The following is a 23,776-nucleotide window of genomic DNA, read 5'->3' as shown; positions in this document are numbered from 1 at the left end:
TTTCTTGTCACTCATTCCACTTCATTTCTGTCATGCGCCATGGACTCGACCACACTCGTTCCAAGTATCAGCATCTTGAACCTCGCCAACCAGCGCGTCGCCGTCGTCGAACGCGTGCGCGCCGCCCTCGATCTACTCGGCGAAGCTCAGCAACTCGCCAAGGCTGCGCATCTCGGATTCCCCCGTCTCGTGCTCGATGAAAGCTACGGTTGCCGCGGCCGGCCCACTGTTACCGGAGACTATGCGAAACGCGACGAAGCGGAAGCCGCCATGGTGCGTCTTATCGACGTGCGCGGCTGGGATTACCTGCTGTCGGAATCGGGCCTGCGCACCTTCATGGACGCCAAGGCTCGCGACCAGTGGAGCAACCAGATCGCCGAAGGCGACGTGCCCGAATTGACCGCCGCCAATATCGAAGCGACGTTCGCACAGCTCTACGGTGCACGCGGCGACATGTTCGAGCGCGGCGTGCTTCAGTGCTTCCGGCGACTATCGTGGGACTACAAGACCAATCAGCCGTTCAAGTTCGGCAAACGGATCATCGTGAAGTATCTGCTCTCGCAGGGCAGTACGAATCACCGAACCACCGATGAACTCGACGATCTCATTCGCGTGTTCAGCGTGCTCGACCGTCAACCCGAGCCAGATCACCGGCACGGCGCGTACTGCCTCATCGCGGACGCCAAGCGTGCGCGGCACACCGAGGTCGAGAACGCCTACTTCCACCTGCGCTGGTTCAAGAACGGTAACGGCCATCTCACCTTCAAGCGCGCCGATCTGGTCGACCAAATGAACAAGATCCTCGCGAAGCATTACCCGAACGCGCTCGCATCCGAGGCGCGGTAGTGCCGGGACGCGTCCTGCGTCTCGTCTTTCCCTTTTCCATTCAGCGAACTCGGTATCCGGTTCATCCGGAGGCCCGTGCTCGTCCATTACCTGGAGTCTGTTGTGAATCTGCCCTCCACCCTCCACGCCGGTCCGCGCTTCAAGCTCGGCCGGATCTTCGCGACGCCGGCTGCACTGGAAGTCCTTGGCGACGCGCGTGTCTCGATTATCGATCTGCTGATCCGTCACGTTCGTGGCGACTGGGGCGATCTGTCCGAATCCGATCGCCAGCAAAACGAGTTGTCGATCGACGCAGGGCTACGCCTGCTGTCCAGCTACGTCCTGCCCGGCGGGCAAACCGTCTGGGTCATCACCGAATGGGATCGGTCCTCAACCACGTTCCTGTTGCCGGGCGACTACTGACATGTTGATCCAGAAATTCCATCCGAACGTCCGGCTCGGCCAGCAACCCACCATCGCCGACTCGGGTAATCCGCTCTTCAGCCGACAAGGACATTGGGACGGCGGCAGTAGTCTGCATTGCGTCGCGATGGCGCTCGCATTGCTCGGCAAGCTGACCGATCCCGTGTACCTGCCGTATCACGCGAGCGGCACCGAGCGAGCCGTATGGGACCATGCATGGCGCCAGTATCTGCACGGGCTCACGCTGTCGGAACTGGCGAGCTTCGTGGCCGAACTGAACTTGGGTGTGCAGCCGACGATCCGCTCCGGACGGGATGACGACATTCTGCGCTTCGGCTCACGCGAACTGCACGCTGGTCGACCGGTCGTCGTGGGATGGCGACAACGCCATCCGGTGAAGTGGCACGCTGCGCTTGCGGTCGGCGTTGAGGGACACCAAACCAGAAAAGCTTTCGAACCATGCGCGCTATTGCTGCTCGATCCTGCCGGGGACGCGCCAGGTCTGTCGGGATTCAATGCCCGTCTCGAGCGGCATGCCACCGAACAGGTTCGCTATCGATCTCAGGCCGCCGCACGGGCGGTCACGCTCGAAGGCGCCGTATCGATCCGCCCCCTTGTCGACACAGCCACCGACGTTAGGTGATTGGCTCGGGGCGCAGCCACCCGACGGCAATGGATTCGAACTGCCGCACGTAAGAGAAGGTGCTGCAAAAAACCCCGGCGACAGCAGGACCGTGGCCGGGGTAAGCAACCGTCCGTACTCAGGCACGAGGTGGACGTAGAGGTAGTCTAGGATTCGGCCTCTACCCACCAAATAGTGGAAAACGATCATTTAAAACGACGATTAAGTCGCATTGAGAACGAATCCTATCCCGACAACGGCCATCGCCGTCAACGAAGCCGCTGGCGCTTGATCTCCGGCGGAGTCGCAGCATTCGCGCGGCGCTCGCCAGTGGGCTTCAGCGACACGCCGTCCAATGTGGCGAATAGCTCCGCCAACGTCACGTTCAGCGAATAGCAGATGTTCGCAAGCGTTTCGATCGATGGGTTCGCGATGCCCCGCTCGATGGCTGAAATGTACGTGCGATCGACGAGCGCCTCGAAGGCGAGCGTTTCCTGGGACTTTTCGGCCGCATGCCGGCATTCCTTGATCCGCTTGCCGAGGGCAATCGAGATCGGCGCCGGGCGAGCAGCGGGTGTGGTTGAGCGCTTGGCAGTCATGGCGTGCAGGATGCCCACCCGTCGACTGATTCACGACGCTGTATACACTACGTTATTGGCGGCGTTTACTCTACAATCACACCGCTATTGATCTCCGATGGGTGACGTTGTCCTCTGCCGCTACGCGGCCGAGCGAATCATCACGCCCCGATTTGTAGAGTAAACACGACAAAGCACACGGTAGCTGACAAAAACAACCATGACCAAAACCCTTTCAGCGCCGGCCACGGCGGCGGCCGGCACGCTCGTCTACCGGCCCGACATTGACGGCCTGCGCGCCGCCGCTGTGCTCGCCGTCGTACTGTTTCATGCCTTTCCGGCCGCGCTGCCCGGCGGCTTCGTCGGCGTCGACGTTTTCTTCGTCATTTCCGGCTATCTGATCACCGGCATCCTGCTATCCGACCTAGGGACAGACCGATTCTCCTTCCGCCATTTCTACGCACGCAGAATCCGCCGGATCTTCCCGGCATTGGTCGTCGTACTGCTCGCGACCTACGGGATGGGCTGGTTCAGCCTCTACGGCGACGAATATCGCGAACTGGCAAAGCACATCGTCGCAGGCGCCGGATTCGTCTCGAACTGGGCATCGTGGACCGAAGCCGGGTATTTCGACCAGGCGGCACAAGCTAAGCCGCTGCTGCATCTCTGGTCTCTCGGCGTCGAGGAACAGTTCTACATCCTCTGGCCCGTCGTCATTTGGGCTGCATATCGGGCCAGATGCGCGGGTCGGGTATGTGCCGTCATGGGGCTGGCCTCGTTCGTCGCGAACATCGCCCTCATTCCCCACCATCCGACCGCCGCTTTCTACTGGCCGGTCAGCCGCATGTGGGAACTGCTAGCCGGCGCGACGCTGGCAATCAGCGCCGCGCGTGTCCGACATGGCGGAGGCTGGCCCCATGTGCTGTCGGTGGCGGGCGCGCTGTTGTGCCTCGCGTCAGTCGTGTTCGTGAATCCCCAAGCTGCGTTTCCGGGATCGTGGGCGCTGTTGCCCGTCGCCGGCGCGGTCGGGCTCATCGCCGCCGGTCGAGACGGCTGGATCAACCGGCACGTGCTCGCGCGCCCAGTATCGGTCTGGTTCGGCAAGATCAGTTACGCGCTGTACCTGTGGCACTGGCCGCTGCTGTCGTTCGCGTTCATCGTAGCGGGTCGGACGCCCTCGTCGGCCGTGCGATGCGCGTTGCTGATCATCGCCGTCGTGCTGGCGTGGTTGACGACCGCCATCATCGAACGGCCAATCCGTTTCGGGCCTGCCAAGCGTTGGAAGCTCATCGCGCCGTGCCTGCTGATGATCGGCGTCGTCTATCTCGGCGGCATGACGTATGTGCGCGGGGGTCTCGGCTTTCGCAAGGGCTACAGTCCGGATGCCGACGTGTCCACCGCCAAGCTCGGCGCGGGTCATGAGTTCGTCAACGCCATGTGCGGCGTGTCGCCCGACGAACAGCAATTGTTTCCGTTCTGCGCGACCGACAAGCGCGTGCGCTCCCATTTCGCCGTGTGGGGCGACAGCAAAGCCGACGCGCTGTATTGGGGACTCGTGCGTGAATCGGCGCCCGGCGAAGGCTGGACGCTGATCGCGCGTCCGAGCTGCGCCCCGATGGCGGACGTCTGGCGCATGTCGTCGAACGCCGGCGACGACCCGGCGTTGTGCCGTGACGCCAACTCCGTAGCGCTTCGCATGCTGCTGGACACACCGGAACTCAAGACGGTCGTGCTCGTCATGACGGATCGCGACGTGATCGGCCAGACCTTCACCGATCGCGACCAGAACAGGCCACGCCCAACCGCTGCGCTCGCTGGGCTCGACCGGGCCGTGACGGCACTTGAGCGGGCCGGCCGGCGCGTCGCACTGGTCCTCGACAACCCGCGTCTGCGCGATCCGCGACAGTGCATGGATCGTCGGCTGCTCGCGTGGCCGTTCGTTCGGTATGCGCTCGGCGTGACCGACATGAGCGCGGCGCAACGCTGCGCGATCGGCTACCGCGAACACATCACGCGCATGACCCCGTTCATTGCGCTCGTCGACGAACTGAAGCGTCGACATCCAGCGGTACTCGTCTACGACCCGGCAAATGCGCTGTGCGACGCGAAGCGCGATGTCTGCCCGATGACGCTAGACCGGCAGTACCTCTATAGCTACGGCGATCACCTATCCGACTACGGAAATGGGCTCGTCGCCAAGCAGTTTCTGCCGCTCCTGCGCCGCTGACCGGTTGTCATTCAACTGTCCGCATGCTCGCGCGGCGTTCAGCGCCTGTGGTTCTGGCACACAGCAGCCTCGGATTGCCAGAACCCTTTCGCCGACCGGTTCGCCGGTCGGCATTTTTTATCCCGGTTCTCCAGCAGACGCCGGACGCCACAAAACGCCCACAACTTCACCACTGCTTCAACAGGAAACGAAATCATGAAGAACAGACGCCATCCGGGAATCACACACGTTGCGTTGTGCGCCGCCACGACCGCCATCCTTTCGGCGTGTGGACACAGCACGCCTTCGGAAAACGATGCGAAGCAGGCCGTCACGAACACGCTTGGGGACTGCAAGTACTTCGAGCTCACGGGCTTCCAGAAGGTAAACGGTATTCCGGGCGACACCAGCAACGACTACCGCGTCGACGTGAAGTACACGGTTCGCATGTCGCCCGACAGCGACGTTAAAGACCGGGTGAAGCAATGGAGCGCGCTTTACGATCGCTATCAATCGATAAAAGCCGACGCCGAACGGAAGTCGACGGATTTCTACAGCCGGAAGCAGGCCTATGTCGACGCCAACGCGAGCGATCTGGATGCAGGACGCACGTTCGAACAGCAGCATCAGGACGAGTACAAGCCGATGATCGACGAAGGGATCGAGGTCGGCAATCTGGCTAGCCAGGTGAATCAGATCAACCCCGCCAGCTTCTTCCAGGGTCGCATCCGGCAGACGTGTCCCAACGTCAGTTACCAGTTTTTCAGCAACTTTTTCAAGGGAAAGTGGGCGGATCTCGGCAACGACGTCGACGTGGAGTTCACTCAGACGCTCGACATGGTCAAGACCGACAACGGATGGCAAGCTGCCCGGTAACGACCGGCATTCCATCCTGCGGCGATAGGAGTTCGTTGCCGTTATCCAGGAACAACCATAAAAGACAATCTGAAACGATGGGTTCGCAACGAACCAACCTCGCCCCCACTGAACCGCTGCACGTCGCGGCAGCAGCGCTGCTTCAACTGGCCGGTGAAACGGCTCGGGCAAGCGCGACCCCGCCGTGGGGCCGCAAACATGCGCTCGAGCTGGTCGACACCTGCTCTCGCTTTCTTTGGCACACGGCTTCGCGCAGCAGGATTGGTTGCGCAAAAAGCTGATCACCGGTACCTGTACCAGGCGTACACGGCTGCTGGCTGAAGTTGCTTTCGAAGATGTTCCGGCATCAGCGTTGCTCGATGCCATCCGACGGTCGGGCTTCCATTTCAGCGAATAGCTTCGATTCCAGCTCAGGTATGTATCGAGTGCGTACCATGCGAGCCCGATCGACGAGGGGCATAGACGTGCGTGCCTCATGGCACGCACGTCGGGTCCGCGTCGGAACTGCTTCTTTTTTTGGCTGTTGGAAAAGTTTGTTGCGCAATCGAGCGACCGTCATCCAATTGACGAGCCCCAGAACCACCTCCCGGGCCGACGATCCAGGTGCATCTCTGGGCTTGCGTCGCAGCAAGCCAACCGGTATTACTGAGCGCCCAGAAACCAGCGCACCCAATCAACACTTCGCTCGATTCCGTCGACCGTCCAAACGTACGTGCCGAGTTCTGGATCGAAAAAGACATCGACCACCGATGTTCCAACCGACGCCGTAGCACCACGTATTCGTCTGGTACTACCGTCCAGATTGATGACCGTGATTCCCGTACGAGCTGTGGCCGACAGCGCCTCTACCGTTGGAGCGTTCATCGGGAACCCCTTCGATTTGGAAACGCGTTGAAATGGCGGAAGCTTTCAAGATAGTCGACGAACTGGCATTCGGCAAAGAGCCGATGACCTTCGTCTATCGATCCCGCAGTCCGCAACGCGAAGTCGCTCCACATCGGAAACACGGTGGACACGCGACCCCGGCCTCTTGCCCAGATCCATGCGCTGATAGAATCGCGTTCGCCCTCCGCCAAGCCCCGAACAATCATGGATTACCGCGTCTCGTACAAGCATAGCCTGCGACAGGCACCGGACGATTTCATCGGCCAGGTCGCCGCGCAATTGATCACCGACGTCCCCGCCAACATTCCGCGCGCCCTATTGCCTGAATACATCGCGGACGCAATCCTCGACCGGCTCGTCCATCAGGCGCACAAGCTGCCGTCGAAAGGCGAATCGATGCGAAAGACCAACGCGCAGTCCTCCGCATCCTGATCGTAATCACCTTCGCTATAATCCATTGACCGCGCAACACCACCTTCCACACTGATCACGTTCGCCGGAACGGCTGATCACCATCACCAAAATCCGCAGCATGCCAAGTGAAGGAGCCAATTTTTGACTTTGACGATTTTTGACAACGTCACACTCGGCCTCGGGGTAATGTTGGCTTATCCAGCTTGATATGATCACGTCCCCCAAACTCCTCGCAGGAACGGACGGGACGCCTCAAGGACATCGTGCAGCGATGGAATGATTGACAGTTTCCATTGCTTGCCTATATGAAAGCACAGCGAATATTCATGAACCGCCGATTCAAATCATGGTTGTTGGCTCTGGCAATCGGCGCTGCAGTTGCGGGCATTGTGGCATCACTAAATCTGGTGCTTGCGGCCCCAGAACTGCCCCAGCCAAGTTGGTTAATCGAATGTCACATAGCGTGTGCGTTCTTCGGCGCGCTTGCCGCCACTCGTTTCATTCAGGGGACCCCGTCCGCACTTCAGGGACCAACTTCCTCTACCACTACGGCACAAGGCGTTGTTATGGGGAATAGGACGGGCGTTGTAAATTTTGTCGTACCAGGGAATAGCAAATTCTTCTCACCCATCCGCTGCATCATGATTCTCTGCATCGTGCTGTGCCTCATGGCACAGTTCGTTCAGGCAGGTAAGGTGACCGACGGAGCGAGTGGCACGTCGACTGGCGGGAGCACACAAATTCGACGGTTAAGTACATGACGCCCATCGATGCTCGACGCCATGAGTCACGGGCAACAACAGACGGTCCCAAAGCAACGACCGATGTACGCAGCAGATCGATTTGCCAGACATCTGCGGTCTTCTGCCTCGTCCTGGGCGTCGCCTCGATCTGCGTAGGGCTCTACTGCCTGGTTCAAGCCCTCGACGCCTTCAATCTTCCGATGGCGTTCAAGGTGTGGCTCTCACGTGCGGTCGCCTCTATGGTAATGGGCTGGGTTCTCCTGCACATCGGCAGTAAGCGCATCGAAGCCTTTTAGCTCCGTCGAAAAATAGAAAATAAGACTTCGACCACCGGTTGTTTGGTGACTACTGTTCTCGAGTAGCCTCCTCTCACACAGGTTTCGGCGGCCGTTGTTTATCATCGCCAGATATATCGTCTGCTATGGAAAATCACTACCCTGCTGGCCCAGCAAACGTCCCTGCGGGTTTTACGCGCCCGAGCGCTTCATACAAACGCAAGGCCTGGCTAGCAGTTGCCGGGCTGATCACGTTCATCGTGTTGTACCTCGCGCTGACTGTCTGGTTTGCGTGGACTGGCATCAGTCGGCTGCTGGCGCTCAATGCGCATTCGAGTCCCCTCGACTTCCTGTTCTGCGCGTGCAGCCTGTTCCTGACAGCATTCCTCGTCAAGGCGCTGTTTTTTATCAAGAAAGGCGAGTATGCGGGCGTGCTCGAACTTAAACGCGCGGAGCAGCCGGATCTGTTCGCCTTTCTCGACAAGGTGGCGGACGACGCCGGCGCGCCACGCCCACACAAAGTATTTGCGAGCGGACGAGTCAATGCAGCGGTGTTCTACGATCTTTCGCTCATCAATCTGGTGTTTCCTTCGCGCAAGAATCTAGAGATCGGCCTGGGGCTGGTCAACATGCTCAACTTGAGCGAATTCAAGGCGGTCTGCGCGCACGAGTTTGGGCATTTTGCGCAGCGCTCGATGGCACTCGGGCGCTGGGTGTATACCACGCAGCAGATCGCGGCACATATCGTCGGCAAGCGAGACGCGCTGGACGGCTTTCTGCGACAACTGTCGCACTTTGACATTCGTGTCGCGTGGATCGGGTGGGGGCTGAGCCTCATCGTCTGGGCGCTGCGTTCGATCGTCGACACGGGATTCCGGCTGGTGATGATCGTTCAGCGTGCCCTGTCGCGAGAAATGGAGATGCAGGCCGACCTGGTAGCGGTGTCGCTCACCGGCAGCGATGCATTGATTCACGCACTGCACCAACTGCAGGTCGCCGACGACGCATGGGAGCGCGCCGTGGGCTTCGTACGTGGCGAAGTCGGCGCCGAACGTCCACCGCGCGACGTCTTTGTCGTGCAACGGGCGATTGCAACCCGGCTTGGGCAGATCTACAACGATCCGGCCTATGGCGAGCGACCGCAAGTGCCTGCCATCGACGCAGCGGCATTTCGCGTGTTTAAGGCAGAACTTGCACAGCCGCCTCGCATGTGGGCAACTCACCCCCAAAACCACGAGCGTGAAGAAAACGCCAAGCGCACGTACCTGGCTGCGCTCGAAGACACACGTAGTGCCTGGACCCTTTTTGATAACGCACCAGTCTTGCGCGAGAGCATGACTCAGGAACTGATCGGCGAGACCGAGCATGCCGTGGTCGAGCAGGACATCACATTGCAGCGGCTGGATGATCAATTCGCGATCGAGCAACTCAAGCCGCACTATCGTGGCATCTATCTGGGCTTCCCCACCACACGCCACGCTCGCCGTGCAGACGAGCTGTATGCAGAGGTGCAAGCGGACGGCACGCTCGATCCCGAAACCCTGTATCCGCCATCAATCAGCCAAGATCTGGAGGCCTTGCGTGCACTCGATCACGAGCACGCATTGCTGCGCTCGCTTCGGGACGGCGTGTATACGACCGCCGATGGTGTGATTCGACATCGAGGACGTATCCTTAAACACAGTGAGCTGCAATCAACTATCGATTCGGTTGGTGCCGAACGTGCCGAAATACGGGCTCGTTTGGCCACTCTGCTCAAGCGCATCCGTAGTCTGCACCAGGCCCATGCCGAACAACTGTCGCCGCAATGGCGGATCTATCTCATAGGGCTGTTACACGTATTGCACTATGCAAACCACGCCGAAGCCGAACTACGAGACGCACAAGCCACCCTCGCCCGCTGCTGGCAACGTGTGACTGCAACCGGGTCGATCAATGCACGAGGTGTAAAGGACGTGCTGAACGATGCCGAGGCCGTACAGCGCTCACTGAACAACCTGTTTCGCGCGGCACCCGACGTAAACCCGGGCGAACGAGTTTTGACGGAACTTGGCCAGCAAAGTTGGGCTGCTATGCTCGGCGATCTGGGCCTCGCCGGCCCGGTACGCGAGAACCTCAATGATTGGCTGCGCGTCGTAGACGGTTGGGTCAATCACACTGCGGGATGCCTCTCTCGGCTGGGCCGCGTCACGCTCGGTGAGCTTTTGTACACCGAGGCCAGCATTGCGGCAGCGACACGCGGCGCACCGCTGCCCAACGCACCGGCCACCGTCCCCGCCGCGCCTCCCGCTTACAACACGCTAGTCATCGATACCGAGCGCTCTCAACGGGTCGTGAACCCAGATTTCTGGGAACGCTTCCGTTCCGCGAACGGCCTTATTCCAGGATTCGCACGCGCCGCCGTGGCCGTAGGCATCGTCGGCGCGGTGCTGATATTTGGCTGGTCGATCGATACCGCCACGGTGTTCGTCTACAACCCGCTGGCGCGGTCGATCGTCGTCGACATTGACGGGCACCACCTCACACTTGAAGCTAATGCACATGCGAGCGTTGATGTTCATGCCGGGCGCGATATTGCCGTGTCTGCCCGGACACAGGACGGTGATCCTATTGAGGCGTTCCAAGTACCAGTCGACCGAGCCGAAAAGTCAATCGTGTACACCGTGGCAAGCGCCGCGCCATTGCATCAATGGACAGCGGTCTATGGCGTTGCCAGTGCGGCCCCGCCGCGGTTCTTGCCTCCGCAGCGTTGGCAGCCTGCCGAAACGGATGTGGTCTTCGCCGCACCGCCCGCGAGCATTAAGGGCAACGGCGGCGGTGGAATCCGGACCGTGCTCGAAGGGAGTGATGACGCCTCTCCCAACGATTTCATCGAACAATTGAAGGGAAACCCCGCTGCCGCACCCATGCTGCTTGCACACGTTCGTTTCGATGCGCCCGACAGCACACACTTGAATGACTGGCTAACCTTGGCAAGCAGCGTGCCAGGCTTTGGTGAAGCGCTGGCGGAACGCCGTGCGCGCTTCCCAATCGACGTGACAACCATGCGGTTTGAGCAGGACGCGAGTCAGGGCAAAGCCGCCCATGAAGCCGTCTGCGCACGGCAACGAGCAATGGCTGACAAGGCACCTGACCAGTCGGACCTTGCCTATCTCGTCGCTCGTTGCATACCTGACGGCCCCGATCAGGATGCCGCGTTTGAGGCGGGACGTCGACGTTGGCCTGATTCTGCGTGGTTTGCCAATGCAACTGGCTGGAATGCCAGCGCGCGAGGACACTACCGCGAAGCATTGGCTGACTACGAGGTCGCGTTGTCGGGCCCGCCGATTCTGAGGGACTCCGATGCCGTGGAATTGCTTCGCATGGCACGTCTGGTCAATTTAGAAACTGCAAAAGCTCGACAAACAATTCTTGCGCAACAATCCCCCACGGTTCGTTCCCTGTTGATGTATGAAGTGGACGAAGGAGCAGTCACCGATACGCGTGATCCGCTAGCACTGCTTGCACGTGGGAAATTGGATGAAGCTGAGTCAGCCTCCGTTGGTATGCCTACCCAAGCGCACGTGCTTCGTATGGCGGCGGCTTCATCCGGCGCGTCTTCAGTGCTGCGCTCACGAGCACAAAGCCTGGCTGCGGACGAGGGTATCGACGTGTATACGTCGATACTGGCGTTAGGCATGGGTGTTCCTTCGAACACCCATGCCGTCAAGACTATTCAAACAGCACTAGCTACACAGTACGGAATCCCGGACCTGTCGGCCCGCCTGGACCGTTTCCTCGCGCTCGCACGTCTCGGGGACGTTGCGGCGGCTACGCGCGTACTGGATGGTCTGCCCGTGGTATTGCGAGCGCAGGCGTTGGTCGCCGGTATATACGTAATGGGAGACCGCGCTCCCGACGAGTGGCGCAACTTTGCACGGCGCGCGCTTTTCGCGGTGGAGCGGCCATATTTGGGCTAAGTGACGCCGGTTGGACGGGTGTCACTTCGGTGCTATGAAAACGCGCCCTCTGAACCACTCCCGAGACACATGTATCGTCGGTGACATCCGTCGTGAGCCAGCCCCAAGTTTTACAAAGACAAGATGCCACTCCATAACAGACCAGCATTTCGTCGGCCAGCCGCCAGCCCATATGCGCGGGGGAGCTTTCGAAGTCGATTGACCGGCCTGCCTGAAAAAATTGGCAACGTACTAATCAACGGGGCAGGCTGGATCTTGCTCTTGCTATTCGTCACAGGGGGAGCCGATGGCGATCTTCCAACGTCCAAGAAGGGATGGCTCGCCCTTCTCGGTATCGTTATCGCCATTGCTGCAGTCATCGTGGTTGCCAAACACTTCGGCTGAAGGCGCGATGTCGAATCTGTATCCCAATACAAAGAAGCAATGTTGCCGCAAGCCTTGGCCGGGGACCGTCGACCAGGTGGCCAGCGAATAACGCACGTAGCCCATGACCGTCGTTGACAATGCCGTGCACAATTTCACGTAATCTTGATAGAAAGACAGATCGCCCCCACGCAGGATCGAAATGTGATTCATGAAACAGGCGATCTCAAAATTTGATATAAAATTTTTCAGTTTTCCGTTTCAATGATGGCGCTAACAAAAAATCTGTCATTTCTTCCCATGTCCTTAGCTGTTCTTCTCGTTGGATGCAGCGCCGTCGGCCAACCGATACAGGGACAAGACTTGCTATCGACCATTCCTGCCGACCCACATCAGATAGCCCCCCCCGCATTGGGTCGCTGCCGACATTGCTGAACCCAACCCCTATATTTCCAAGGAACTGGCAGGCAATATTTGGAAAATCGATACCGCCTCAGTCAAATACAAAGGGGGGTGGACATGGGTATGGGAACGATTCATCCCATCACCCAAGATGGGGACAGCCATCAATATTCAGGTTGCCGAAACATACCGGGGGATCAATTGTCAGACACGGGAGACGACCGAATGGCTCCATCGTTATCGGCGCATTGACGGGACATTTATCCGAGAAGGGGAAACGAATACGGATTGGGACTTGCACAAGATGCCGGCAATAGGAGGTCCGGATGCACGGGAAGTCGAGATCGTCTGTTCGCATATCCAAGGCGAGACCGTGCATTATCAAGCATTCAACGTTGGTAGCGGTATCCGGCTACGCGTCCCGAGCACCTGGACAGTCGTATCAGCAGCTCAGAAGGATCAAATGCACGCTGAGTTGAGGAGGTACATCGGGAACGAGGTAGATGCTGAGAACGCGGCCCCGCTTCTGTTTCAGGCGGTCAGTGGTCCTGGATGGGACGTGGAAGCCATAACGATCAACGTGAAAACTCCAGCCTCATTCAAGCCAAGTGACATCCGCCGCGTTGCCGCGCAACTTCCGCGCGCGCTGTCCGGTGAGATCGAGAAAAACATGCGGGAACTGCTGCAGCGCGTGGGCAGTCGACTGACGAGATTCGAAGGGACCAAGATTCAAGAATTCAATGGCCATCCCGCAGCGATCAGTTCATACGAGTACGCCAGGGACTCTAGCCGCAAACGCGGCCGACTGACGATTGTGTTCACGGATACGTCCGAGATTACGATTACGCAAAGTACTCCCGTCGAGCGCGGCGACGAAGCCATGGATCGCATGGATCGGATTCGCGATTCGATCTCGGTTCCATAGTCGGATCTGCTCATTCACCAAGTCGGTTGACTTGGGGACGTGGTCGAAGCTTCGTCCGAATGGGCGCTCGCGAAGAAATCGGGAGACTGCCCAGGGGGCGGGTTGCGGCCGCCTGAGACGCCGAACGCCGAAGCACCATCGTCGGTCGCTTATCGCCAACAAACAGTCTTTCGAAACCGTCACCGGAATCGTCGACTATCGACCGTGCTCTTATGACGGCAACTGCAACCAGCCCCCACTTGAGTCGGTATCAACGCACTGCGAAACCACTACAGACATGAAACGAGCTATCCTCTCCGTGATCCTCTTTATGTGTACCTCAGCTGCACACGCTGGACTCGATGTCACGGCATATAGTGGACTGGCGATTGTCGCATCCCCCGCTATGTCATCGGATGGAATACCACAAGGGAAAGATCAAGTTACATTCGATCCAGGTAATTTTCCTGGTCGCTTTCGTGGTCTCGAAGTTGGGAAGGTGTACCAGTTCACATCGTCCTTCGACTTCAGAGCCGGTTCCTATTCGGGCTACAACGCATGGAGAAACGAACTGGCAAAGCTAGCCGGATATCAGCCGAGCATGTCGGTCCGAAATAAGGCAGCTGAATTGAGATACGACGAAACGGTATGGAAACTCGACCATGGACCGTTCTGGGAGCTGATCGATTTTTCGGACGCAGAAGGTACGATTGGACCGGAAGTCTGCCGAAAGGTCTACCGAGACTTCGTTCAGTATCGCGATCAGGCATCACAAGTTTCCACACCTTACTTCTACGAGTCCTATCTCGACTGGATGAAGGCCTTCGAGATGTGCTCGAACAATGGCGCGATCATCTTTCACTAGAGAGTGGGTGGTAATCGGATACGCTCCGATTTTCCCGGAGCAAGAAACTTGACAAGCATGCTTTTTCGTTTTCTGGTGGGACTATCGATCGGTGCCGCATCCTGCTCTGCGGGCGCGTCCCCGCTCACTGAGGGTACCCCCGTCGTCTACAGCGATAGCTACGTGTGGTATCTGTCGGACCGGCTAGCAAATACAGCGATGAGCCAGCTCTTCATGCAATCTCTACCAGCGGATGCTGCACATCAATTTCAGTTCGAACTGGCTTTGCTGTACCACCACGGCCTCATTGCCTGTGACGGGCCGCTCAACCAAATTGCGGACGCCGTAAAGTTTTCGGCATTGGGAACATCCCAGGATAATGGAGTCGCGAATATGGACGATATCTTAAACGCATTGGGAAAGACGGACAGTCTGGTACAATCGATTCTGGAAGCATGGAATAACTCTGTCTTCCCAGAAATTTCTCGTGTTTTTCGGGCCCGCAGAGCCTCCACTGCACTCCCCAAATGCCTGAATCCGAACTACACTCCCCCTCGCCCTCAATAGTCAAGCCGCTCGAGCGCCCCTTAGCTGCATTTTCGTCGAGCATCGATCATGCTCGCGAAATCGTCGTGGCTGGCCTACGATGGCCAACTCCATATTGGTGTGACCTTGCGATCAGTTGGTTGGAACACGGTCTAGCCGTTGACGACGGGATAGACGACATACTGCGAGTAATTTCCCAGAACCGACGTTTCCCGCAGAGTCTTCGGCACCGCGCGTTTGCGCTACACGTACGATTTCTCGAGGCAAACGGCCTCGCTGAAGCTGGATAAATCGTTCGACGACGGATCAACAGGAGGAGATTGTCTTGATAACGCAGCTCGATCAATTCAGCGAGAAAATTGCTTCACTGCAACGTCAGTTGAACGACAAACGCTTTATAGATCTTCGCCTGTATCGGCGTGACGCGACCATCTATCAGCTGTCCAGCTCTGTCAATCACACAATTGGCTGCTGGTACAGTGAGAATTATCAACCGATCAGTGTCCTTATCGACCGAGGCAGAAGTTTCATGCGCGAGACTCCGGCTGCGAGACTCGAAGCCGCAGAGTATTACTCGCTTGCGGAAGAGTTCTTCAAGGTCATGCTATCCGCACTTGAGGTTATTCCAAATGCGGGGGCTTATGAAGATTGAAAAATATCGACTCAGGCTCATATCGGTGCAGATCGCCGCGATCGGCACAAATCTGGAGTCAATCCTTTTAATGAAAGATCGTCACATAGAGATATTCCCGTGAACATTGAGGAAATGGCCGTTCGATGTAGAGATCGGAAGTTGGATTTGCCAGACGTTGATACTGCATGCCACGTCGCGAATATCACAAGACTCGATTTCTTCGACGAACTCGCCCGTTGGCTTGCCATCGAGTTCCTTGAGGGACGGCGCGATTTCACGTTTTGCGATTGCGTAGCCAATTGCATGATGCCGCTCTCAGAGTGGAGCCTTACAGACTTTGCATGGTCCGTTTTCTACGCGTTCGATAATGGAGAGTTCTATCATAGTGAGGACTCGCGAGATGTCGATCCCGCGGAGAAATACACAAGACCGATGCTGATGCAAGCGTTAGCCGAACTGAAATGATCGTTTACGTGGGATGGGTACGAAGGACCGGAGATCGAAGAAGGCAACGAAATAGTTCAGGAGGAAATGAATGAATTGGCTGAAGCAGCTGCTCCGGCAGCCAGTCCCGTCGCCTGCGCCGTCCATATCGGACAGATTCCCATTGCCTTGGTCAGAGGGGCGGCCTGGCATCTACCGCTTTCTGTCGAGTTTTGCGGTTGTGGATGACCAATGTCTTCCCGACGCGGCTGCGACGTTGCCCGATGAGGAGTTACTGGCGATCCGACGTGGCACACAACTGCGATGGGCACCCGGAGCAATGGACGGCGCATTCGGTCATCACGCGGCGAGCGATGACAGCACACAGGTCGAGCGGGTAGTTGCCACGCTTGTGTCCGCGGCTGACACTCGATCGGCTGAAGCGGTCAAGAATTTCTACGACCTGATTGCCGGGGATGAAGCACTTCGCCTTGTCGATCCTTTGCTGACGTCGTTGCGGCAATCGCGGCCAACGGACCCCGAGCGTTTGCATGCCTTGGGTCGCTGGCTCGCCAGCGAAAGCCCGGATAGAGGTGCTGTCAAGATTGGTATTGCACTGCTCGGAATGTTGCAACCGCCTCGGGACATGGCGTTGCTTACCACTCTTGGTTTGCATGAGGAGTTCACGCTCTATGTCGCCGTGGCCCTCGGAAACACGTTGCCAGCCCCCGACAGGGAGGATGCCTGGTGGTCGCTGGCCAGGCGAGTGAACGGATGGGGGCGCATCCATTTAGTTGAGCGTCTGGCAAAGACTGAACGAAGCGATATCAAGGCTTGGATGCTGCGTGAAGGCTACAAGAATTCGGTGATGATCGAATACCTGGCCTATCCATGTGCGGTTGGAGGCGACCTGCTGCGCGCGCTGCGCGAGAATGGCGCCGACGATGCATTGCTTAATGGCGCCGGTGATATGCTGCAGGCGCTGATCGCAGGCGGCCCAGCGCAGGACATGGGCGACTACACTGCGGGCGCCGAGGCCACTAGCCTGTATTTGGGCCACCTGGCGCGGCGCGTGCCGGCCCGACTGGATGACTATCTGGTGGCCTCGGACATCGCACGATTCGCTACGGACGAGGAAAGACCTTGGGAGGCGTTGGAAACGCGCGGTTGGACCGCAGAGCGCAGGGCGCACATCGCTGCATTGGCCAGCGCCATTGTCGCGGACTCGAGATGGCCAACGCTGGCCGCTGAGGGCTTTAGCGCACCCGATGAGGCAGCTTTCTGGACGGCAGCAACAGTGGCGGAGCGCTTGGGGTTAGATCCATGGGAGGCTCGCTTCGATCGCCAGCGCGACGGGCAAGGGAGCCAGTGGTTTTATCTGATGCGGGATGCTGATTCGCTGCGCGTCGATCGCGTGGTCACCTTGGCGATGGAGCAACTGTGCTTGGATGATCTGGCGACTGGGGCGGCGGATGATTCCGGTCTTGGGCCGGGGTTTGCACAGCAGGCCGTGCTCGGCGCGATCCTCCAGGAACTGGGACGCTTTCCTTCCAAAGGCTGGCCTCTGGTTGAGGCAGGTCTTCGGAGCCCGGTGATCCGGAACCGGAACATGGCGTTGAAGACCTTGAGTACCTGGGGCAAGGAGAGATGGCCGACGGCTGCCGAGGCTGCACTCAATGACGCCCTCCGCGCAGAGCCTAACGATCGGGTGCGAGAGTACATCACTCAGGTGCTTTCTCGTTAAACTCCGGTGTATCTTTACCGGCCATAAGCGGTTTAGGAGCGCTTCTCGCCAATCTCGCTCTGTGGGATAAGTCGAATGGGCAAGGCGAGCCGATGGATGTAGCCGTATTTCCAGAACGACTTGAGTGCGCTCGCCGCGTGCTTCGGGATGAACGAAGCGGCGGATAGCGGCGAGGCGCCGCAGGTTACAAGAACGCTACTTTTGGGTTTTCGTTTCCATACATGAAGGAGAGTACAAATTGGGCTCCTGGGTCCGTTGCAAGTGCAATCAACTCGTACACAAAAACCTGTTTTGCGGGACTGGCATATCTCTGCTCGCGACAGAGGATTTCCTAGATGACGACCACGCAGGAAAATGCGCACAGGATTTGATTTCCGATCTCGTTCGGCAGTCAGACCTTCTGCTTTCATGCGGGAATTGCGGACGAAAAATTGTAGTGAAGGAAACGAAAGATGTGTTCGAGGTTCGTTTCTTCAGGCCAGAAGAAGCAGGATGAAAGTGCTCCGGATGCCAGCACAATGCATCGAATCACCCTTCCGAAATTTGTCGACGCACCACATCGACCAGACAGACCAATTTCCCCATTCAACTAACAATGCTGCTCTCAATCGCTTCCATCGATAAGCTCCGTAGTCTCGGGTTGCAGTTGACGGATGAACCGTTCTTTTCGTCTGACCACTACACATATCCCTCCGGTTACTTGGTTACGAAGCCCATCGACGTCCACGGCAACTCACTTCCAAGTCTCCGTGAAGCCTATGAGGCAGGTCATATGCTTGATGACACGGACGCTCCAACTCCTGTGATCTGGCATGCCTTCGATAGTTGGCGTGTGTCCGTTAGGGATTGGGCGCCAGGCCCTGGACCGGGGGACTTCGTGAAGAGTTTCGTTAGCGAAGCAGACGCGATCCAGTTTGTCACGCATTACTTCTTTTCCGAGACACCTGAATTCTCGGAGCGCCTCGCCCATGAGTATCAGCAACGTTCGATATAGCCTCGTATCTACACTGCTACATCAGCGCCAATACGCTATAGATACGACATTGTATTGTTCGAAAATGGGCGAAGTTGATCAATAGACGAGCAGGTCGAGAAATTGACTTACGGCCGCTCATATCGCGCCTGACAGCGGATCGGCTAGCATCACTGGTCGGCGAAGCAGCCTACCGATCGAGATACGTCTCTACGCAATTTGTCCCGCTGACGGGCGATCGATACGATGTGATCGTTCGCCTTTAGTGCTCCGTGGACGAGCCCATCTGAGAGAGTACCGAAAAAGTAGGCGGTATCGAAAGGGGCATCGTGCCGGCAGCTCGAGAGTCAAATTCAGACCTTGCTTTGGTGACCGACCATCGAATGCGAAAAATTCTCAATCTACTATCTTCTCGACGCAAACGCGATCGGACAGTTGAAAACGCAATGATCGACGTTGTCCCTACAGCGATCCACTCCGTCGCAATACTTGTCGATGATCGTGTAGCGTTCGGCTCGCAAGCTGCCGACGTCGCCGCGCGATTGGGCCCACGTGCGATCGACATGCTGGTATCCCGCCTCCACTCGCCCTCACACCCTGATCCGGATGCGTTCGAACCCAGTGATCGAGGCTTGGGGGGATCGCTCGCCGCCTGGCAATTCGCCATCTTCGAGATTCTCTTCCATTTTCATGATTCTGCACTCGATAGTCTTCGCGAAATCGCTTGGGGCGAATATGATTGGACGCAAGGCAACGCGCTAGAGATTTTGGTTCGCCTGGCAGCCAAGGGCATCGGACGAGAACAAACGATTGCGGATTTTCATCGCAACTTCGAACACGTTGCTGAGGAAGCAAAGCGATATGCCGTAGCCCCACTATTGCATCGCGCGAAGTTCGAGCCCGAAGTCGCCGCAATTGTGAGCGAACTGCAAATCGTCCCTGACTGGCGCGAGGTCACGCACGAGCTGGAATGATGGCAGCATGCATTGCCTTTCTAGCGGTCTTGAATTTTGCACCGATCGAACGTTTGCCCGACGCGAACACCGTTATCCGATCGGTTTGGCAAACATTCATCACCCTGATTGAGTACAAAAACCCAACATCGCTTACCCGGTCAACAGACGACGCTGACGAGGAAGCTATGTCCACGTGCGCAACAGCCCGCCGGTCGGCAGCCGGTACTCCCGAGGCTCGCGGGAAACAAAATGCGTGTGGAAAAGGACTCGGGGCCGGCCCCCTATGGATGCGCGGGTCATCGAAACTCAATCGAATTCCCAACGCAATCTATGCAAAAGTTATCCGGCACTCGTCCATAGTTCTGAGGCTCAAGCGACGAGTATAGGCATCGAGTGCCATTCAACGCACGAACGGCTCAAAGAACAGTACGCACCGCGTCCAGTGCTACCGATTCCGACGTCGGTTCAAAGCTCTATGCCATGCTCGTGCATCCGTACGCGCAATGCCGTTTGCTTCGCACCTGCCAAATCAAACATTCGTAGTCCAACGCCCGGCCGGAACAGAATCTGCCGATGCTGGTCGGTTGGATTCGTCCAAGACGACGTCTGATCATCAATCCATTTCCTCAATGGTTCTCGTACGTCGCCATAGTCCTGATCGCATAACGTCGCCAACTCGATGATGAGCGCAATGCATGCAATGGTGTCCCATTGTTCGCGCGCACATACCATCAACGCTGCGTGATGGTCACCATGCTGAGCAAGTGTCCCGGCTACCACATCGAGGGAAACAAAAGCCCCCTCCGTACACAAACGTACGCCGACTTTTCTAACCTTCCGAGATGGATCGAGAAGTGCAGCAGACGCGATCTCATCCTTGAGCGCCGGCGAAATCCGCGCTCGCAGCATCAACGCATGAGCGCGAACCTCCGTCCGAGCGTCCGTAACATATCTCGCCAGCACCTCAGTAGCGTCGGGTGTACCACGTTCCGCAAGAAGTGATAAACCGGCACGTACCTGCTTGGCATTGATTCCCCCTCCTTCGAGGACCGTTCTGCAGTGTTTAACGACATCCCGGCCGCTATCAGCAAGTAACTTGGCGGCAGCCGACCGCAAGCTGCCTTGAGAATCAAATACGGTCCGCCACAGGAATGGCTCGGTATCGGGAGCAACTCGATCGTTTGCGACAAATTTGAAGGCTGCGAACCGGACTGCACCGAACGGAGACATGGCGGCAATTGCGACACACATGTCTCTATCAAAAACTGGTACGCGGTCAAGCAACTCAGCTGCACACCTTGCAAGCATGATATCGCCGGAAAGTAAGCCACGCTTCACGATCTCCGTGACCGGCAGGAGCTGATGGTCATGTGCCACGAGATACGCGGCGCGCCGGAGCCGAAAGTCTGGCCCAGTCATCGCTTCGACAATCGCGGAAGCTCCCCCGGCTCTCACCAAGCGCCGCTCGAAATCAAGCAACCATGCTCGATGATCTGCGCGCTTGGCGAGCATCAGACCACGAAGTCTCGGAACGATCGAAACGAACGATGTTGCAGGAACTATCGTGAGCAAACTGAGCAACGCATCTTTCGCAGCCTGACGGACCTCGGGTACCCAATCATTCACACGCTCGGCTATCAAATCCAGGAGCGAATCGTCACCAAGCTCGACAGCTCGGGAAATCGCTACTTCTCTAACGTAACCAGAGTAATGCGATATGCACTGCGCAACGACATTGCCGTCAATACTTACGGCGAGCGTTGCAATCAAATCTTGTTGCGAATTCAAATCTGCCGACACCGAACATCGTTGGAAATTCTCGTTTTTCGCCGCCACATTTTCTGACTGAGTCTGGATTAGGTCAGGTGGTTTTTTTCCAAAAATCTTGGCGAAGAAAGTTTTTATTTTTCTAGGTTTCGTCATTGCGTTTCCGACTTTTTGAATTACCCCTGCAGTTGAAGACTTAGCCTTACACTGCGAACGGATGAGGCCGCAGTGCTTCGAAACTTGCAAGGCGATGGTGTATCAACGCGCGTTGGTTGCAGCAGCGGGCCGTCGCCACGCGGCGTAGCCTAAAGGGTTCACGCCAGTTACAAAGCCCCCCGCCTAAGCAGCATCCACTCATTGGTGCCATACGGGCGGAGTGTATCCAGTCGAGAGGCATACATCGTCGAGGCGGCGTTATCGTGTCTCACATATTTTTCATAGGCGGCAGCGTGGAACCATAGTTCCGCTAGCGCGAGTTCAATAGCCGCGGTGCTATCTAGCAAGAGGATCTGCTCATAAACGTCACGTACCGTCGCGCGTCCCTGCCAGTACAGAAGCAGGCTGCGCCGATAGTCGCCTAAAATGGGCATGGAAGCCTGACCGACGTAGTTCTCAAAATAGGCGTTGCGAGATGCATTCACACCACTTTTCGCACGGGTGTACAAATACATTGTCGCCATGTAATCCTGATCGTACGGCAGTGCTCCATGGCCACAATCGGCTAGGGCGCCAATCGCCTGATCCCAGTCTCGTCTCAGGAGGTAAGCATAGCCCGCCCCTTGCATAACCTCTTCATATCTCGAAAGCACTGCAGCCGGCTTGTCGGACGACGCAGCTTCCCGCTGTGCTTGAACACGCAGCGGCTCTGCAAGAGTCAATGCATCACCAAGCTGGTTAAGGCTTACCAATGTGACTACCTTCGACTGCTTGAATTCAGAAGAGGTAGGCTCAATGGCTAATGCCTTGTCAATGGCTGCGAGTGCGTCCGGGCTGCGCTCTACTCCATCGAAATTGACCGAAATGTCGTGGTATGCCTCAGCCTTTTGCCTCGGCGTCGTCGCCGACAGCAAGGCTGTCTGCGCTTTGCGGAGGCGACTGGCATGATAATCCCGCAATGGGTTGTCCTCACCGAACGGCTGAAGTCGCTCAGCGTCTGCATCGATGCCCAACGACTTCAACTTGAGACGAATTGCTGAATCAAGCGGGCGATCATCCGTTGACTCGGGCGCCCAGCGAGCAAACTGCACGTAATCAACTCGCGAGCCAACAATGTCACCGCTCATTTCGCGAGCTCGGGCCCGCCCCAAATATGCGTCGTATCGCGCGGGTTGCCGCTCAATTGCGCTTCCGAATGCTCCGATCGCCTCTTTGAGGCGCCCCATACGGAGAAGCGTCCACCCGCGCTCATCGTAATATGCAGTATAGAGAAGAGGGTTTGCGCCTGTCTCGTTCCCGAGCTTCGCGTCAAGCATATCCAGGATCGCGAGCGCACCAGTAAAGTCGCTGGTTAAACGTAAGCGATGCGCCTGCATGAGGACTTGTAGTTCAGTCCCTTCCGAAGGAAGGCCAACGTCGGCGACCTGTCCGTCGCTACCCGAATGCTCACTAGCACTAGATGTCAATGGCGAATCGGGGTTATGTGCACATGCCACTAACGAGGTAGCAACGAGAATGGCGACTGCAAGGTTCTTGGAATAGGATTTCATTGCCGTTGTCAACTGCTGGATTGTCGTGCCACTCTACCCGGCAATCAGGGCTTTTTGTCACGAGATAACAATCAATGACAGTTCGCCTGTCGACGCGAGTTATCGTTTCCGCAGATGACACTCGGTCGCTGGCGGCGGGTTCCACCACCGGCAGGTGCCGGTGGTTCAAGTCGTTCGACACGATTGCCTCGATCGTCGACAATCCCGGGGACGCCAACCTACGACGCTGAGCGACGCACATGAAAACACTACGTTTGACGGACACGAGCCACCTATGCTGATTTGGGCGCCAACACGGAAATCCCTTGATGGCCGAGGCGAAAGCGAGGGCACGACCGTGAAGGTCGAGATTGAAGAGCTCGAAGACGGAGTTTATTTACTGATGCGGTACGAATCCCTCGACGCGCCATTTCCGACTTCGGATCATTTATATCTCTCAATCGACGAGGCATACGACGAATGTGATCGCGTCTATGGCATCGGTCGCGCGGATTGGCGTCAACGATGATTGCATCCTGCCGTCACGCGCAGTCCTGGGACTCACTACGGGCACAATCGGTCGGTCGGCATCGATGCTTCGATCGTCGACACTCGGCGTTGTTCAATCACGGCGGCGGCTAGCGCATGAAAGGAAAAATACGGGCTTTTGATGATCCCCCAAACGTTGCAGTCCTCGCAACCAAGGCCCACCATTCAGCCATCCGATCG

General features: G+C 57.5%; 20 protein-coding genes and 1 pseudogene. 16 read left to right on the top strand and 5 right to left on the bottom strand.

Annotated elements, in window-relative coordinates:
- The first annotated feature begins 39 nt into the window (after positions 1-39).
- From GD429_RS17790 to GD429_RS17780, 3 genes are all read left to right on the top strand, one after another.
- Positions 40-846, top strand: a complete 807-nt coding sequence (locus GD429_RS17790) for a DUF4942 domain-containing protein (RefSeq protein WP_152858440.1) — start codon at positions 40-42, stop codon at positions 844-846.
- Positions 847-948: 102 nt separating this feature from the next.
- The gene (locus GD429_RS17785) at positions 949-1,248 is read left to right on the top strand and encodes a hypothetical protein (RefSeq protein ID WP_113046683.1); all 300 of its coding nucleotides are present in this window, start codon (positions 949-951) and stop codon (positions 1,246-1,248) included.
- A gap of 1 nt (position 1,249) precedes the next feature.
- On the top strand, positions 1,250-1,891 hold the full coding sequence (locus GD429_RS17780) for a hypothetical protein (RefSeq protein ID WP_152858437.1): 642 nt from the start codon (positions 1,250-1,252) through the stop codon (positions 1,889-1,891).
- Between the two features lie 248 nt (positions 1,892-2,139).
- Here GD429_RS17780 and GD429_RS17775 read toward each other — a convergent pair whose 3' ends face one another.
- The gene (locus tag GD429_RS17775) at positions 2,140-2,469 is read right to left on the bottom strand and encodes a helix-turn-helix domain-containing protein (RefSeq protein ID WP_152858642.1); all 330 of its coding nucleotides are present in this window, start codon (positions 2,467-2,469) and stop codon (positions 2,140-2,142) included.
- A 199-nt stretch (positions 2,470-2,668) separates the two neighbouring features.
- Between GD429_RS17775 and GD429_RS17770 the strand changes: the two genes are divergently transcribed.
- Together GD429_RS17770 and GD429_RS17765 are read left to right on the top strand one after the other, a co-directional pair.
- Complete coding sequence (locus GD429_RS17770; protein ID WP_152858435.1) at positions 2,669-4,675, top strand: acyltransferase family protein; 2,007 nt, start codon at positions 2,669-2,671, stop codon at positions 4,673-4,675.
- 195 nt (positions 4,676-4,870) lie between these two features.
- Positions 4,871-5,530 (top strand): hypothetical protein, encoded by a 660-nt coding sequence (locus tag GD429_RS17765; RefSeq protein WP_152858432.1) that lies wholly within the window; start codon positions 4,871-4,873, stop codon positions 5,528-5,530.
- 642 nt (positions 5,531-6,172) lie between these two features.
- Here GD429_RS17765 and GD429_RS17760 read toward each other — a convergent pair.
- Positions 6,173-6,394, bottom strand: a complete 222-nt coding sequence (locus GD429_RS17760; protein WP_152858429.1) for a hypothetical protein — start codon at positions 6,392-6,394, stop codon at positions 6,173-6,175.
- A 351-nt stretch (positions 6,395-6,745) separates the two neighbouring features.
- Here GD429_RS17760 and GD429_RS40495 point away from each other — a divergent pair.
- The 3 genes and pseudogenes from GD429_RS40495 to GD429_RS17740 form a co-directional block, all read left to right on the top strand.
- Positions 6,746-6,847: pseudogene (locus tag GD429_RS40495) on the top strand (ATP-binding protein); the annotation flags it as partial.
- A 739-nt stretch (positions 6,848-7,586) separates the two neighbouring features.
- Positions 7,587-7,868: a hypothetical protein gene (locus GD429_RS17745; protein ID WP_152858422.1), complete on the top strand. Its 282-nt coding sequence runs from the start codon at positions 7,587-7,589 to the stop codon at positions 7,866-7,868.
- A gap of 125 nt (positions 7,869-7,993) precedes the next feature.
- Positions 7,994-11,806: a M48 family metallopeptidase gene (locus GD429_RS17740; RefSeq protein ID WP_152858419.1), complete on the top strand. Its 3,813-nt coding sequence runs from the start codon at positions 7,994-7,996 to the stop codon at positions 11,804-11,806.
- Positions 11,807-12,070: 264 nt separating this feature from the next.
- On the opposite strand, the gene GD429_RS17735 is transcribed toward GD429_RS17740, so the two are convergent.
- Positions 12,071-12,382, bottom strand: a complete 312-nt coding sequence (locus GD429_RS17735; protein ID WP_152858416.1) for a hypothetical protein — start codon at positions 12,380-12,382, stop codon at positions 12,071-12,073.
- 340 nt (positions 12,383-12,722) lie between these two features.
- Here GD429_RS17735 and GD429_RS17730 point away from each other — a divergent pair, with 340 nt between their 5' ends.
- The 7 genes from GD429_RS17730 (at position 12,723) to GD429_RS17700 (ending at position 19,613) form a co-directional block, all read left to right on the top strand.
- Entirely contained in the window at positions 12,723-13,496 is a 774-nt protein-coding gene (locus GD429_RS17730; RefSeq protein WP_152858413.1) for a hypothetical protein, read from the top strand.
- Between the two features lie 277 nt (positions 13,497-13,773).
- Entirely contained in the window at positions 13,774-14,340 is a 567-nt protein-coding gene (locus GD429_RS17725) for a hypothetical protein (protein WP_152858410.1), read from the top strand.
- 198 nt (positions 14,341-14,538) lie between these two features.
- Positions 14,539-14,886 carry a hypothetical protein gene (locus tag GD429_RS17720; protein ID WP_152858407.1) on the top strand — a complete coding sequence of 116 codons (348 nt, stop codon included), beginning with the start codon at positions 14,539-14,541 and terminating at the stop codon, positions 14,884-14,886.
- Between the two features lie 304 nt (positions 14,887-15,190).
- Entirely contained in the window at positions 15,191-15,517 is a 327-nt protein-coding gene (locus GD429_RS40490; protein WP_193727128.1) for a hypothetical protein, read from the top strand.
- Between the two features lie 99 nt (positions 15,518-15,616).
- Complete coding sequence (locus GD429_RS17710; RefSeq protein WP_152858404.1) at positions 15,617-15,964, top strand: hypothetical protein; 348 nt, start codon at positions 15,617-15,619, stop codon at positions 15,962-15,964.
- A gap of 70 nt (positions 15,965-16,034) precedes the next feature.
- Positions 16,035-17,666, top strand: a complete 1,632-nt coding sequence (locus GD429_RS17705; RefSeq protein WP_152858401.1) for a hypothetical protein — start codon at positions 16,035-16,037, stop codon at positions 17,664-17,666.
- Between the two features lie 1,419 nt (positions 17,667-19,085).
- A complete protein-coding gene (locus tag GD429_RS17700) occupies positions 19,086-19,613 on the top strand; it encodes a hypothetical protein (RefSeq protein ID WP_152858398.1) in 528 nt (175 codons plus the stop codon).
- Positions 19,614-20,060: 447 nt separating this feature from the next.
- On the opposite strand, the gene GD429_RS17695 is transcribed toward GD429_RS17700, so the two are convergent.
- Complete coding sequence (locus GD429_RS17695) at positions 20,061-21,518, bottom strand: hypothetical protein (protein ID WP_152858396.1); 1,458 nt, start codon at positions 21,516-21,518, stop codon at positions 20,061-20,063.
- Positions 21,519-21,685: 167 nt separating this feature from the next.
- Positions 21,686-23,068: a hypothetical protein gene (locus GD429_RS17690; protein WP_152858393.1), complete on the bottom strand. Its 1,383-nt coding sequence runs from the start codon at positions 23,066-23,068 to the stop codon at positions 21,686-21,688.
- 274 nt (positions 23,069-23,342) lie between these two features.
- Between GD429_RS17690 and GD429_RS17685 the strand changes: the two genes are divergently transcribed.
- Positions 23,343-23,576: a hypothetical protein gene (locus GD429_RS17685; RefSeq protein ID WP_152858390.1), complete on the top strand. Its 234-nt coding sequence runs from the start codon at positions 23,343-23,345 to the stop codon at positions 23,574-23,576.
- The last annotated feature ends 200 nt before the right edge of the window (positions 23,577-23,776 follow it).

The sequence above is a fragment of the Burkholderia sp. BE17 genome, from assembly GCF_009362305.1.
GTDB lineage: Bacteria > Pseudomonadota > Gammaproteobacteria > Burkholderiales > Burkholderiaceae > Burkholderia > Burkholderia pyrrocinia_C.
This window is presented reverse-complemented; position numbering and strand designations above follow the sequence as displayed.

Excerpts from the sequence above, each read along its gene's own strand:
- GD429_RS17740 (WP_152858419.1), top strand. The coding sequence starts at position 7,994 with ATGGAAAATCACTACCCTGCTGGCCCAGCAAACGTCCCTGCGGGTTTT.
- GD429_RS17705 (WP_152858401.1), top strand. The coding sequence starts at position 16,035 with ATGAATTGGCTGAAGCAGCTGCTCCGGCAGCCAGTCCCGTCGCCTGCG.
- GD429_RS17775 (WP_152858642.1), bottom strand. The coding sequence starts at position 2,469 with ATGACTGCCAAGCGCTCAACCACACCCGCTGCTCGCCCGGCGCCGATC.
- GD429_RS17745 (WP_152858422.1), top strand. The coding sequence starts at position 7,587 with ATGACGCCCATCGATGCTCGACGCCATGAGTCACGGGCAACAACAGAC.
- GD429_RS17695 (WP_152858396.1), bottom strand. The coding sequence starts at position 21,518 with ATGACGAAACCTAGAAAAATAAAAACTTTCTTCGCCAAGATTTTTGGA.
- GD429_RS17735 (WP_152858416.1), bottom strand. The coding sequence starts at position 12,382 with ATGAATCACATTTCGATCCTGCGTGGGGGCGATCTGTCTTTCTATCAA.
- GD429_RS17685 (WP_152858390.1), top strand. The coding sequence starts at position 23,343 with ATGCTGATTTGGGCGCCAACACGGAAATCCCTTGATGGCCGAGGCGAA.
- GD429_RS17720 (WP_152858407.1), top strand. The coding sequence starts at position 14,539 with ATGAGCCAGCTCTTCATGCAATCTCTACCAGCGGATGCTGCACATCAA.
- GD429_RS17700 (WP_152858398.1), top strand. The coding sequence starts at position 19,086 with ATGATCGACGTTGTCCCTACAGCGATCCACTCCGTCGCAATACTTGTC.
- GD429_RS17690 (WP_152858393.1), bottom strand. The coding sequence starts at position 23,068 with ATGAAATCCTATTCCAAGAACCTTGCAGTCGCCATTCTCGTTGCTACC.
- GD429_RS17760 (WP_152858429.1), bottom strand. The coding sequence starts at position 6,394 with ATGAACGCTCCAACGGTAGAGGCGCTGTCGGCCACAGCTCGTACGGGA.
- GD429_RS17765 (WP_152858432.1), top strand. The coding sequence starts at position 4,871 with ATGAAGAACAGACGCCATCCGGGAATCACACACGTTGCGTTGTGCGCC.
- GD429_RS17730 (WP_152858413.1), top strand. The coding sequence starts at position 12,723 with ATGGGGACAGCCATCAATATTCAGGTTGCCGAAACATACCGGGGGATC.
- GD429_RS17725 (WP_152858410.1), top strand. The coding sequence starts at position 13,774 with ATGAAACGAGCTATCCTCTCCGTGATCCTCTTTATGTGTACCTCAGCT.
- GD429_RS17770 (WP_152858435.1), top strand. The coding sequence starts at position 2,669 with ATGACCAAAACCCTTTCAGCGCCGGCCACGGCGGCGGCCGGCACGCTC.
- GD429_RS17780 (WP_152858437.1), top strand. The coding sequence starts at position 1,250 with ATGTTGATCCAGAAATTCCATCCGAACGTCCGGCTCGGCCAGCAACCC.
- GD429_RS17790 (WP_152858440.1), top strand. The coding sequence starts at position 40 with ATGGACTCGACCACACTCGTTCCAAGTATCAGCATCTTGAACCTCGCC.